The organism is Daejeonella lutea, assembly GCF_900168015.1.
Classification (GTDB): domain Bacteria; phylum Bacteroidota; class Bacteroidia; order Sphingobacteriales; family Sphingobacteriaceae; genus Daejeonella; species Daejeonella lutea.
Map to the genome: position 1 here is coordinate 321,243 of NZ_FUYR01000002.1, position 13,317 is coordinate 334,559.

Sequence of the window (13,317 nt, forward strand, 5' to 3'; positions counted from 1 at the left end):
ATCAACTAATGAAACGATTACTATTACTCCTACTGCTGCCACTATGTGTTTCGGCGCAGAGCACTGATTACTCAACCAAGTTCGGAACAATTGATGCCTACGCTAACGGCCTGCTTAAACAATGGAACATCCCGGGCATGGGAATATCAATTGTGCATAAAGGCAAACTGATTTACAGTAAGGGGTATGGCCTGCGTGATATAGAAAAGAACCTTCCAGCCACAGAAACCACGCTATTTCCAATTGCATCTAATACTAAATTGTTTACGGCTGTTATCGCATCCCAACTGGCAGTTGAAGGAAAGTTAAACTTAGATAAACCCGTTCGCACGTATGTTCCGGCAATGACCTTCTACAATGAGGAACTAACTGCAAAAGTAACCTTACGGGATATGCTTAGTCATCGCACCGGACTGCCAACCTATGATGGAATTTGGGTAAATGCCCCTTTCCCCAGAACGGAAGCGCTGAGCAAGATTGCTTATATGAAGCCATCGCTGGGATTCCGTGAAGGTTATATCTATAATAACATGATGTTTATGGCATCAGGTTTAGTGATAGAAAGTGTAACCGGTAAATCGTGGGAAGAGAATGTCCGTGAACGGATCTTTAAACCCCTTGCGATGAATTCCAGCGGATTTGCTGGCGTAGGCCAGAAGCCGGCAGAGCACTCGAAGTCATACTTCGATAATGAACAGGGTAAATTGGTTCCGCGTACATTCAGTTCACAATCCGAAACCCTCGGCCCCGCAGGCACTATATATTCCAACATGAAAGATATGGGAAACTGGATGATCGCACTCGTTAATGGCGGTAAGTTTAATGGCAAACAAGCCATTCCTGCACGTGCAATCGCAGAAACGGCTATTCCGCAAAACCTTTCAGATAAGCGCGGACGATATGATGAACTGTCTAACTCTATTTATGCGCTCGGGCGAATTGTTCAAACTTACAAGGGAACAAAGATCATTGGACACACGGGCTCAATTGATGGGTTCTACTCCAACCTCACCTATCTGCCATTGGATAGCCTTGCCATCTTTACAGTACATAACTCCACTGCCGCAGGTTCCCTCCGTTCTGTCATGAACCTCCCTGTTATAGATATCTTGCTTGGACGCGATGTTACAGACTGGAGCGGCCGCTACAGAAAAGACTACCTGGATGGGGAAGCTAGAAGCAGACGCCAGATTGATTCTTTAAACGCGTCACGCGTAATGAATACTGCTCCATCGCACCAGATGGCCGCTTATATAGGAACTTTTAACCATCCGGTTTATGGTGATATTCAGATTACAGCTGAAAACAACGGGTTAAGACTTATGTATCGCAGCCTCAATGCGCCGCTAAATCACTGGCATTATGATCAGTTTACAACTATTGATGACGCTGTGGGCTATCCAGACATGCGGGTAAGCTTCCTTACAAACGACAAAGGGAATATCGATAAAATCAGTACCAGGCCGTTTGGGGATCCGGTGACGGAGTTTGTGAGGGTTAAGTGATGATTGAGTGGAGACCCGATAGCTATCGGGTGGAGAGTTGACCCTGAAAGGGTCAGATATTTATAGAACTTTTACATTTCCCGAACGACCCCGAAGGTGGTCGCATATGATTAGAATACATTGTTGAATTAGAAACATGAAAAGAACATTCCTATCCCTGTTATTTATTGCAGCGCTTCTAAGTACTGCCTTAGCTCAAACAATCACTACATCCACCCCTGAAGCAGCGGGATTTTCCTCTGAACGCCTTAAGCGCATTGACGTGGCGATGAACGATTGGGTAAATAAAGGTTATCTGAATGGAGCATCAGCATTGATCATCAGGAACGGCAAAGTAGCTTATTATAAAGCTGCCGGCTACGATGATCTGGATACGAAAGCTCCGCTGCCAAAGGATGGCATCTTCAGAATTGCATCTCAAAGCAAAGCGATAACCAGCGTTGCTATAATGATCCTGTTCGAAGAAGGCAAATTATTGCTCAGTGATCCTGTTTCTCTTTACATCCCATCCTTCAAAGGACAGTCGGTACTTGCCCAGCTAAATGCTGCCGATACGACTTACACCACCGTTCCTGCCAGGCGGGAGATAACTATCAAAGATCTCCTTACACACACGTCCGGTGTAGGCTATGCTCAAATCGGCTCACGCGAAGCCAATATGATTTATGGTAAATCGAAACTGACCGCGGGTATTGGTGTGAGCCATGAAAGTTTGCAGACTGCCATGAGCCGCCTGGGAACCCTTCCTCTTATGCACCAGCCGGGAGAACGCTGGACGTACGGCCTTAACAATGATGTCCTTGGCGCTATTGTGGAGGTTATTTCGGGGATGAGCCTGGATGATTTCTTCAGAACCCGCATCTTCGAGCCGCTGGGAATGAAAGACACATACTTTAACGTTCCGCAGGCTAAAGCGAGTCGCCTGGTTAACCTCTATACAGAAAAACCTGATGGCACTCTGGCTAAAGCACAGGCAAACATGCTCAATAATGGTCCGGTCACCGCTGCTTATCCTTTAGTCAAAACCTCTTACTTTTCCGGTGGTGCAGGCTTAAGCTCCTCAATTTATGATTATGCAATCTTTCTCCAGATGCTTTTGAACAATGGGGAGTACAATGGAAAACGTATCCTTTCAAGGAACTCCGTTAGAATGATGACCACCAACCAGGTCGGGGAAATTCCAATTTCTAATGAGGATAAGTTTGGATTGGGTTTCCAGATTGTGACTGATAAAAGCAGTGGCCGAACACCAGCACAGGCAGGTACGTTTGGCTGGGGTGGTGCTTTCGGAACATCCTATTGGGTCGACCCTAAAGAGAAAATGGTTCTCCTGATCTATCGTCAGATGCAGGCCCGCACTCATAACGAGGTGATCGAGAAATTCCGTGCGATGGCATATGGAGCATTGAGCGAGTGAGAAATGAGCATTGAGAAATGAGAAATGAGCTTGTTTGTGCTCTATTGGGAGGGTATATTGTTACTTCAACATTTCATCCAAAATTATATATTTGGTTTCAATATGCTAAAAGCCCAATGCCCATTGCCCACAGCCCATTGCCCACAGCACACAGCACACAGCAAACTTAATTACAATGAAGAAACTTTTACTATCTATTGCCCTGTTAACTACTACTATAGTCGCTGCTGCTCAAACCGCACAAACCATAGCAGACATTATTATTAAGAATGGAAAAATTCTGGATGGCACAGGCAATTCCTGGTTTTATGGAGATGTGGCTATCAAAGACGGCAAGATCTATAAAGTCGGTTACCTAGGAGATCTGCGGGCCTCGAAAGTGATTGATGGAAAAGGCCTCGTTGTTGCACCTGGATTTATCGATGTCCATGGTCATATAGAAAATGGTGTTGTCCGGACTCCAACAGCTGATAATTATATTCTTGATGGTGTAACTACGGTTATTACGGGTAATTGTGGGGGTTCTGAAGAGGATATTCGCGGATACTTGCGACTGGTAGACAGCATCCGTCCGTCAATTAATATTGCCTCACTTATCGGCCATAATACTGTCCGCGCTCAGGTATTGCAGCGTGCAAACCGTGCTCCAAGCGCAGAGGAGCAAAAGCAAATGGATGAACTCGTAGCTAAAGCTATGCGTGATGGTGCGGTTGGACTTTCAACCGGGCTCATCTACATACCCGGCACATTCGCTAAAACTGAAGAAGTAGTAAGTCTGGCAAAGGCTGCCGCAAAATACCATGGTGTTTATGCATCGCACATTCGTGACGAGGAAAATAATGTTGTGGATGCAATTAACGAAGCTATAAACATCGGAAAGGAAGCCAATATTCCTGTACAGATCTCGCACTTTAAAGTTGGCGGCAGGTCGAACTGGGGCAGGTCAAATGTTACCGTGGGACTGATTGAAAAGGCTCGCAGCGATGGCTGGGAAGTAACTATTGACCAGTATCCATATACCGCCAGCAGTACTAATCTGGGAATCCGCCTACCGGACTGGACTTTCCAGGGAGGGAACGATTCGATGAAGATCCGGCTGACTGATCCTGAAACTCGTTCGAAAATAAAAAAGGAGATGCTTCAGCAGCTAAAAGATTATGCGTTTCCGAATTATTCATACGCAGTAGTTGCTAGCTATGCCCCTGATAGTACCTATAACGGAAAGAATATTTCTGAGATAAATAAGCTATTGGGCAAAAAGTCAAATGCATCAAATGAGGCGGAAACTATAATGGATATGGTGCTTGCCGGTGGTGCACAGATGGTGTACAACAGCATGAATGAGAACGATGTGAAATACATCATGAAATATCCATTCAGCATGTTCGGCGCAGATGCCGGAATCAGGGTCTTCGGTCAGGGAATGCCGCATCCACGGGGTTATGGTACTAATGCCAGGGTTCTGGGAAAATATGTAAAAGATGAAAAGGTAATCTCTCTTGAGGAAGCTATTCGCCGGATGACATCGCTTCCGGCACAGAAGTTTGGTCTCAACGACCGTGGCTATTTGCTTCCGAACTACGCCGCCGATCTGGTTGTGTTTAGTGAAGCAGAAGTTCAGGACCTTTCAACGTTCCAGCAACCCCACGCATATTCAAAAGGCTTTAAATATGTGGTTGTTAATGGCGAGCTGGTAGTTGAAAATGAAAAGCACCTCGGCACGAAGAGCGGGAGGGCCTTATATGGACAGGCCTACGTCAAATAGTTGACGGTTGACGGTTGACGCTTGACAGTGGAAAGTTATTGTGGCAGCGTTTAGTTCACTGTCAACTGTCCACTGTCAACTGTCAACTCATTAAAATTTTATCTTAAAGTCCTCCTTCGCCTGCCCTTTCCTCACATACACCAATCCTATCCAGAAAAGGTCAATTGTGACCGTTACATCGGGGTGTGCTTTGATTTCGTTCCAGGCTTCTTTCATTCCTTTACTCCAGTAGATATCATCGAATATCATGATGGAGTTGTCGCTTAGCTTCGGCAAACACCATTTGAAATAGTTGAGAGTTGCCTCCTTTCGATGATTCCCGTCAATGAAGACAAAGTCGAGACTGGGAAACATGGCAATTACATCCGGCAAGATCTTGTCGAAGTTACCCACAAGAATTCCTGAATTCTTAATTCCCAGGGTAGCCAAATTTTCTTCAGCAACAGCAGCGGTCTCCGGACACCCTTCAATGCTGACAACCTGAGCATCCGGTACTGCAGTTGCAAGGTAAGCGGTGGTTAGGCCGAGACAAGTCCCTAGTTCAATAATATTACCGGGAGCCTGATCGGCTGCAAGCCGGTGAATTAGCTGAGCAAGTTTTGCGGGCTTCAGTGCGTTCTTAGCAAGAATCTTTACCTGCTTTTGCCGATTGTTGTTAATATGCGATCCTGCACCAAGGTCTGTTATATTGATAATACGCTCATCCCTAAGAAGTTCAGACCGCAAATCTTCAATCCGATCATAGCCAGATTTGGCATGAAAATCGTAAATAACTTTATCAACCAGCCGATATGCAAATGGTGAGTGGACCCCATGGCGGGTGTTTGACGTGAATCGATGTTTAAGGTAGTCGGCTGCTAACTGCAGATTTATCATAGAGCAAAGATAGTTACGGGAGGCGAGAAACGAGAAGCGAGCAGCGAGAAAGGGCAAAGAGATATGAAAAGGAGATGCGAGAAAAGGAATTGAGAAACATGGGGCTGACTGTGAGACTACCACTTTAATAACAGACTTCCGTTAATTAAGAAATACGTCTCGTAACTCGTTTCCCGTATCTCGCTTAATAACGTTTTAGTAAATTTGAATGCACAATGAACGAAAAGGAAATAGAATCATTAATTAAACTACTTGACGATCCCGACATGGAAATAGCAAGCCATGTAGAAGAAAAGTTATTATCATATGGCAATGACGTTATTCATCATCTCGAAAATGCCTGGGGTCAATCCCTCGATTCCATCTTACAGGAGCGAATAGAAAACCTGGTGCATAAGATCCAGTTCCAGAATGTGAAGAAAGAACTTGAACTATGGTACATAGGGGGCTCGTTTGATTTGCTACAGGGAATATTAATAATCAACAAATATCAATACCCGGATCTGGACGAACAAAAAGTGATCAATCAACTGGAAGATATCAAACGTGATATCTGGATGCAGATGATATATGATATGAGTGCGGTTGAAAAGGTTAAGCTGATAAATCACGTGCTGTATGGTGCTCATGGTTTCACCGGCAATACCACAAATCACCAGGACCCGCAAAACTCCTATATCAGTCAGGTGCTTGAAAGTAGGAAAGGAAATCAGATCTTACTGGCTGTGATCTATTCCATCATCGCACAAAAGCTGGATATTCCCATTTATGGCGTTAATCTTCCTCAACATTTTATCCTTGCTTATGTTGACGAAACCCCGGCAGAAAGCATCATGGTGTCAGGTGATCTTTTTGAAGACAGGATCCTGTTCTATATAAACGCCTTCAATAAAGGCTTCATATTTGGACGAAAGGATGTTGATGCGTTCTTAAAACAGCTTAACCTCAAACCAAATGAGCATTTCTATGAACCCTGCACGAATGTAGACATCATACAACGTGTCCTGCGCAACCTTATCAGTGCTTACGAAAAGTTGTCGGCATTAGATAAAGTAAAAGAGCTTGAGGAATTGCTGGCACTGTTTCCGGAACCGAGGTAAGTATGAAGAAGGAAGTATCAAGTATCAAGATGGAAGCGTACCTATGCGCCTAGCTCAAGCGGTTATAAGAATCAAGACATTCCATTCTTGCATATACCATGCGGTTACCACGACTGAGTCTTGATTCTTGATACCTGATACTTGATTCTCCTTTTAGAATTCCATCAAATACGACTTCAAAAACTCGTCTAAATCACCATCCAATACGGCCTGCGCATTAGACGTTTCATGATTAGTTCTTAAATCCTTTACCAGCTTATATGGATGAAGAACATAGTTGCGGATCTGTGATCCCCATTCTATCTTCTTCTTATTTCCTTCAATACTCGCCGAAGCCTCCCTGCGCTTGCGCATCTCAATTTCATAAAGCTGCGACTTCAAAAGGCGGATAGCGTTCTCTTTATTCTGTAACTGGGATCGTGATTCCTGATTTTTGATAATAATACCGGAGGGCTTATGATATAACCTGACGGCCGTTTCTACCTTATTTACGTTCTGTCCCCCAGCCCCGCCTGAACGGAATGTTTCAAATTCTATATCCGATGGATTAACATCAATCTCAATGGTGTCATCCACTAAAGGATAGACATACACGGAAGCAAACGACGTGTGGCGTTTAGCGTTTGAATCAAACGGAGAGATCCTTACAAGACGGTGAACACCATTTTCGCCTTTGAGATATCCGTATGCAAAGTTTCCTTCAAGCTGAATAGTTACAGTCTTTATACCTGCAACATCACCTTCCTGGTAGTCCTGTTCGGTTACTTTGAAGCCATGCTTTTCTCCCCACATCACATACATCCGCAATAGCATAGACGCCCAGTCGCAGCTTTCGGTACCACCGGCACCTGCAGTAATCTGCATAACCGCGTTCAACTGGTCTTCTTCAGAACTGAGCATGTTCTTAAACTCGAGCTCTTCTACTTTCTTTAAAGAAAGGTCATATTGCTCTTTAAGGTCAGCTTCCGTCGCATCTCCCGACTGGAAAAAGTCGAGCATGACGGCAGCATCTTCCACTGAAGCTTCCGCTTCCTGGAATTCATCAGTCCATTTCTTTTTGGTATTTATCGAATGAAGAGCCTTCTCGGCCTCTTTGGGGTCGTCCCAGAAATCGGGCCGGAGTGCTATGTCCTGCTCGTTCTTGAGATCATCTAACTTCTTGTCGATGTCAAAGATGCCTCCTCAGGGACGTTATCCTGTCCCTTAAATCCGTAATGTTTTCTTTGGTCATAATGCAAAAATATAAAATTTCGCATCTTTGAAGAGACTAAAATGCCTGCCTATGAAAACTTACATTCTGATTGTCGTTACCGCAGTTATTTTACAGTCGTGCAGCAGCCCCCAGCAAAAGGTTGAATTGACAGACACAACAACAATTGTCGATTCAAATACCCCAGCTGATTCTGTCGCTGTTGAAAAAACTAATAGCCCGATAGTGTTTAAAGGTTTGTATACTTTTGGCAACGAAGTACGAACCTTTCGTGATTGCAGTGGTAATAAAACTGTATACTGGGTTGTAGACAGCAGTGCAAATCTGCAGGCCCGATATGAGAAAACTAACCGCTTTCCTGCCTACCCATACGAAAGTGTGTACGCCGAAGTGAAGGGATACTTAACTGGCAAATCAACCATGGGCTACGCATCAGAATATGAGAATGTGCTTGTGGTGACCGACATAATCAAAGTAGAGCCGAAGAACTTCAAAACTGAATGTTATAATTATGAATTCATAGCTTTAGGGAATGAGCCATTCTGGTCAGTGGATATTATTCCTGATGAGAAACGCATCGTTTTCAAGAATGTAGGTCAGGAAAAAGCACTTGAATTCATCCACAAGCCAGCAACAGTCTCTGCAGGAGTTTACCGTTATGAAGCAACAAGTCCGGGCAACAAGAAAATCGTCGTTATCATCCGCAAAGAAAAGTGCAGCGATGGGATGTCAGACAGGGAATATAACTACTCTGCTGAAGTGATTATTGACGGAACTACATTTAAAGGTTGTGCAATAAAAAAGGGCGATCAATTTAATGATCAGTCCTGATTTTGCTGTAACATACTGGCTGGCGTAAGGAAGGTGTTTAACTTACAATATATAACTCAAAACCCGTCCGCTTTGATCTCCTTAGTAACCACCGGGCCGTATTTCTCTGCGATCTTCTTGATCTCTTCAGATTTTCCGATTACTACAAACTGAAGTTTATCTTTGGGGAAGTATTTATTAATTATCTCCCGTGACTTCGTTGCAGTCAGGCCATCCACGTTCTTTTCAAAGTTATTGATGAACGACTCATCAAAGCCATACCAGAACATTTGAGTTAATAAACCTGCGAGCTGACCTGCGGTTTCATATCTCGGTGGGAACTGGCCTTTCACATAGTTCTTCGCCGAAGCAAGAGTCTTATCATCAAAACCTTTTTTATGAAGACTATCAAGAACCTGGAGCGCTTTATCTATGGTAGCTTCTGTGGTTTTATTGGCAGTAAAGGTTGAAATTGCAAAAGTACCCGCGTTTTTTAAAGGAGTGAAGCGACTATTGGCTCCGTATGTTAAACCTGAATTGACACGAAGCTCGTCATTCAGCCAGGAAGTAAAACGCCCGCCGAATACAGTATTAACAACTTCTATGGCAACAAAGTCCGGATTATCCCTGCGAATTCCTAAACCTCCTATCAGAAAAGTAGTTTCGCGTGCATCATCCTTATTAACCAGCAGTATTCGTGCTGATGTTGGTGCCGGAACGTTCTGCGCTGCCAGGTTTTGCTGCCCTGAAGCATTAGACTTCCACCCACCAAACAATTTCTCCAGACGAGCCTTCATGTCTTTGGCATTGAAATCTCCCGCAACAGCAATTGCTGAGCCTTTAGGGGAGTAATTCGCGGCATAAAAAGCTTTCAGGTCATCGATACTGAATTTACCTACAGTAGCCTGACTTCCAGTTAGGGAATTACCGTACACATGATCGCCATAAATAAACTTATCCCAATACGAAGAGATTACATTTCTCGGGCTTTGCTTTGCCTGATCTAAATTGGTCAGCACCCTTTTTCGTTCTTTCTCGAATTCCTCTTTATCAAATATCGGATCCACAAGAACTTCTTTCAGGATGGGCATAACCTTATCAACATCCTTTGCAGCAAACTTAGAAGATAAGCCCGCCGACTCTTTGCTTGCATAAGTGTTCAAGCTGGCACCGATGAAATCAAGTTCTTCTTCTATCTTGGTTTTCGAATAACTCTTCGTTCCATATTGAAGACCTGATGCAGTAAGCGACGCCAGTCCGGATTTTGAACCGTCATAGATAGCACCTGCTGGCAGGATTGCCGAAACGCTGATAACCGGCACTTCATGCTGTTCCATCAAATAAACAGTTAACCCATTCGGCAAGGTAAATTTCTCATAAGCTGGTACCTTGAATGCCGCCTGCTTGGTTTGTGCATTAACTGACAGAGAAAGCGCAAAAAGCGCCAATGCAGAAAATATATAGCTAGTGATCTTCTTCATCTTCTTAATCCTCAACATTAGTTTTTAAAACACCGACGGTACGGTTAGATTTCTTGAAATATTCGTTTGCAACCCGCTTTACATCGTCTGCAGTAACTTTGGAGTATTCAGCCGGTGCGTCGAACATTTTCCGGTAATCTCCGAAGAAGACCTCATATGTTCCTATATTATTAGATTTTCCGTTGATAGTTTCCAACTGAGCATAAAATTCCATCAGCTTTTGATTCTTTATCTTTTGAAGTTCCTGAGCAGTTATACCATCTTTCTTGATTTTCTCGATCTCTTCATAAACTGCATTTTCCAGGTCAGCCTCTTTCACATTTTCTGCGCTTTCCAGGTAGAACTGAAACAGGTTTGGATCGAAGCTTTCACTGAAATCAGTGAAAACGGAGGTGGCGAGTTGCTTTTTATCCACTAAGGAGGAATATAACCGTGAGGAATTCCCATTGCTGAGAATTGAGTTCAGGATGCTCAATGCATAATAATCTTTGTGTTTTGCCTCCGGGGTATGATATCCAATCATCATGTAGGGCGTTGGCACCTCCTTCTGAACTGTAACGCGGCGCTCTCCGGTTTGTGGAGGTTCTACCAGATGTACTGGTTTAGGAGCCGGTCCGTTAGGAATATTTGCCAGGTATTTTTCAGCAAGTTGTTTCACCTGGTCAACTCTGACATTTCCTGAAACTACGACAACACAATTATTCGGACTATAATAGGTCTTAAAATACCTTTCCAGGTCTTCTTTTGTCCAATTCTTGATATCGTTCTCATAACCTATGACGGTCCAGTGATAAGGATGTTCCTGAAAGGCGGTGGCATTCACTGCATCGCCGAGCATACTCCATGGAGAATTTTCAAGCGAAGTACTTCTTTCAGACAGAACCACTCCACGTTCACTCTCAACCATCTTAGGATCGATGGCCAGGCTGGAGATCCTGTCGGCTTCCAGATCAAAAATTGTTTCCATGGCACTTACCGGAAACCAGTTTGTGTAAACCGTGACATTCTGTGTTGTATACGCGTTATTCGCCCCACCGTTAAACTCCATCGTCTGGTCGAACATCTTTGGACCATATTTTTTTGCTCCGTTAAACATCATATGTTCGAAGAAATGTGATAAACCTGTAATACCAGGATATTCGTTCCTCGATCCAACTTTGTAAAACAGATACATGTTTGCGTTAGGAATAGAACTATCCTCGACTACCAGGAATTTCATACCGTTTTTCAATGTGAAGGTCTTCACATCGTCGGCTTTGGTCTGCGCAAACATTGGGATGCAGCAGCCCATCAGTAAGATGGTTAATAATTTCTTCATTAATAATAATTGATTGGTCAGGAATAAGTTCAAATTAATGGATATATATCTAATTTTACAATTATTTACACCAGATTTGCCTGAAAACCGTTTAATTTTAAGTTTCCCGCCTCAAACTTATTACTTACAACGTAAAACGTATAACTCACTATGCTTCCACGCCAGAAATTCACATCCTCACATGCCTTCAAAGCCTTAGGAAAACATTACGATCAGATTAAGAAACATCATCTAAGAGATCTTTTTCATGATAAGTCAAGGTTTGATAAGTTCTCAATTAAGTTTGAAGATATCCTGTTTGACTATTCCAAAAACCGGATAAACGATGAAACACTTAAATTACTTCTGGAACTAGCAGAGGAATGTGGAGTGAAAGAAGCGATTGAGTCGATGTTTACAGGTGAAAGAATTAATGAAACCGAGGACAGGGCTGTATTGCACACCGCGCTGCGTGATCCAAAAAGGGAGGGTTTTATTGTAGATGAGAAAGATATATCAGCAGATATTCATCGGGTTTTGGATAAAATGGAATCTTTCTCTGCAAAGGTGATCAACGGCGATTGGAAAGGTTATAGCGGGAAGCCTGTCGAACATATCGTAAACATAGGCATTGGAGGCTCTGATCTTGGTCCCGTTATGGTAACAGAGGCTTTAAAGCCGTACAGTAACCACCTCAAGCTTCATTTCGTTTCCAATGTTGATGGTTCCCACATTGCTGAAACGCTGAAGAAAGTTGATCCTGAAACGACATTATTTATGATTGCCTCCAAAACGTTTACCACACAGGAAACGATGGCTAACGCATATTCTGCCCGCGACTGGTTCCTGAATAATGGAGGGACTAAAGATGAAGTGGCAAAGCATTTTGTGGCAATCTCAACAAATGAAAAAGGGGTGTCAGAATTCGGAATTGATACCGAGAACATGTTCGAGTTCTGGGATTGGGTTGGCGGCCGGTATTCGCTATGGAGTGCCATAGGTTTGAGCATCGCCTGCGGAATAGGATTTACGAACTTTAGGTTACTGTTAGACGGTGCCCATGAAGCAGACAAGCATTTCAGGAATACAGAATTTAAAGAAAATATTCCTGTTGTAATGGCTTTGCTTGGAATCTGGTATACGAATTTCTTCGAAGCACAAAGTCAGGCGATTTTGCCCTACGACCAGTACATGCATCGTTTCGCTGCATACTTCCAGCAAGGCGATATGGAAAGTAATGGAAAATCAACTGATCGCGACGGAGATGTAATAGATTATCAAACTGGTCCGGTTATTTGGGGAGAGCCCGGCACTAACGGACAACATGCATTCTATCAACTGATACATCAGGGCACAAAACTAATTCCATGTGATTTTATCGCACCTGCACAAAGTCATAATCCAATTGGTAATCATCACCAGTTATTACTTTCTAATTTCTTCGCCCAGACGGAGGCCCTCATGAATGGAAAAACGAGAATTGAAGTCGAAGCAGAGCTTAAAGCATCCGGCAAAAAAGCCAGGGAGATTGTAGAACTCGCTCCATTTAAGGTGTTTGACGGAGATAAGCCTACAAATTCAATACTGGTTAAAAAGATCACGCCCTTTACCTTTGGGTCGCTGATCGCGATTTACGAACACAAGATATTTGTTCAGGGTGTAATATGGAATATATTTAGTTTCGATCAATGGGGTGTGGAGCTCGGGAAGCAGCTTGCCGGCCAAATTCTTCCAGAATTGAAGACTGATGCTAAAGTGGATAACCACGACTCTTCGACGAATGGACTTATCAATCAGTATAAAGCTTGGAAGTAACGTTGAACTGCAAAGATGAATTAGTTATATGTTAAGACCAC

At 43.4% G+C, this 13,317-nt stretch carries 10 protein-coding genes; 6 read left to right on the forward strand and 4 right to left on the reverse strand.

Going from position 1 to position 13,317, the window contains the following annotated elements; all coding sequences use genetic code 11:
- The first annotated feature begins 8 nt into the window (after positions 1–8).
- The 3 genes from B5X60_RS10455 (at position 9) to B5X60_RS10465 (ending at position 4,687) form a co-directional block, all read left to right on the forward strand.
- The gene (locus B5X60_RS10455; protein WP_079702640.1) at positions 9–1,505 is read left to right on the forward strand and encodes a serine hydrolase; all 1,497 of its coding nucleotides are present in this window, start codon (positions 9–11) and stop codon (positions 1,503–1,505) included.
- Between the two features lie 136 nt (positions 1,506–1,641).
- The gene (locus B5X60_RS10460) at positions 1,642–2,922 is read left to right on the forward strand and encodes a serine hydrolase domain-containing protein (protein ID WP_079702641.1); all 1,281 of its coding nucleotides are present in this window, start codon (positions 1,642–1,644) and stop codon (positions 2,920–2,922) included.
- Positions 2,923–3,097: 175 nt separating this feature from the next.
- Positions 3,098–4,687 (forward strand): N-acyl-D-amino-acid deacylase family protein, encoded by a 1,590-nt coding sequence (locus B5X60_RS10465; protein ID WP_079702642.1) that lies wholly within the window; start codon positions 3,098–3,100, stop codon positions 4,685–4,687.
- Between the two features lie 90 nt (positions 4,688–4,777).
- Here B5X60_RS10465 and B5X60_RS10470 read toward each other — a convergent pair whose 3' ends face one another.
- Complete coding sequence (locus tag B5X60_RS10470; RefSeq protein WP_079702643.1) at positions 4,778–5,563, reverse strand: O-methyltransferase; 786 nt, start codon at positions 5,561–5,563, stop codon at positions 4,778–4,780.
- A gap of 215 nt (positions 5,564–5,778) precedes the next feature.
- On the opposite strand from B5X60_RS10470, the gene B5X60_RS10475 reads away from it, so the two are divergent.
- On the forward strand, positions 5,779–6,663 hold the full coding sequence (locus B5X60_RS10475) for a transglutaminase-like domain-containing protein (protein ID WP_079702644.1): 885 nt from the start codon (positions 5,779–5,781) through the stop codon (positions 6,661–6,663).
- 153 nt (positions 6,664–6,816) lie between these two features.
- Here the strand turns inward: B5X60_RS10475 and prfB are convergent.
- Positions 6,817–7,894 (reverse strand): peptide chain release factor 2 gene (prfB, locus tag B5X60_RS10480; protein WP_139377450.1). Its coding sequence is split into 2 segments (ribosomal slippage): positions 6,817–7,833 and positions 7,835–7,894, totalling 1,077 coding nucleotides; the frame shifts between segments, so codons are not numbered across the junction.
- Between the two features lie 51 nt (positions 7,895–7,945).
- On the opposite strand from prfB, the gene B5X60_RS10485 reads away from it, so the two are divergent.
- Positions 7,946–8,704 carry a hypothetical protein gene (locus B5X60_RS10485; RefSeq protein WP_079702645.1) on the forward strand — a complete coding sequence of 253 codons (759 nt, stop codon included), beginning with the start codon at positions 7,946–7,948 and terminating at the stop codon, positions 8,702–8,704.
- Between the two features lie 56 nt (positions 8,705–8,760).
- On the opposite strand, the gene B5X60_RS10490 is transcribed toward B5X60_RS10485, so the two are convergent.
- Together B5X60_RS10490 and B5X60_RS10495 are read right to left on the reverse strand one after the other, a co-directional pair.
- Positions 8,761–10,164: a M16 family metallopeptidase gene (locus B5X60_RS10490; protein WP_079703240.1), complete on the reverse strand. Its 1,404-nt coding sequence runs from the start codon at positions 10,162–10,164 to the stop codon at positions 8,761–8,763.
- 4 nt (positions 10,165–10,168) lie between these two features.
- Positions 10,169–11,482 (reverse strand): M16 family metallopeptidase, encoded by a 1,314-nt coding sequence (locus B5X60_RS10495; RefSeq protein WP_079702646.1) that lies wholly within the window; start codon positions 11,480–11,482, stop codon positions 10,169–10,171.
- Positions 11,483–11,632: 150 nt separating this feature from the next.
- On the opposite strand from B5X60_RS10495, the gene pgi reads away from it, so the two are divergent.
- Positions 11,633–13,276 (forward strand): glucose-6-phosphate isomerase, encoded by a 1,644-nt coding sequence (pgi, locus tag B5X60_RS10500; protein ID WP_079702647.1) that lies wholly within the window; start codon positions 11,633–11,635, stop codon positions 13,274–13,276.
- The last annotated feature ends 41 nt before the right edge of the window (positions 13,277–13,317 follow it).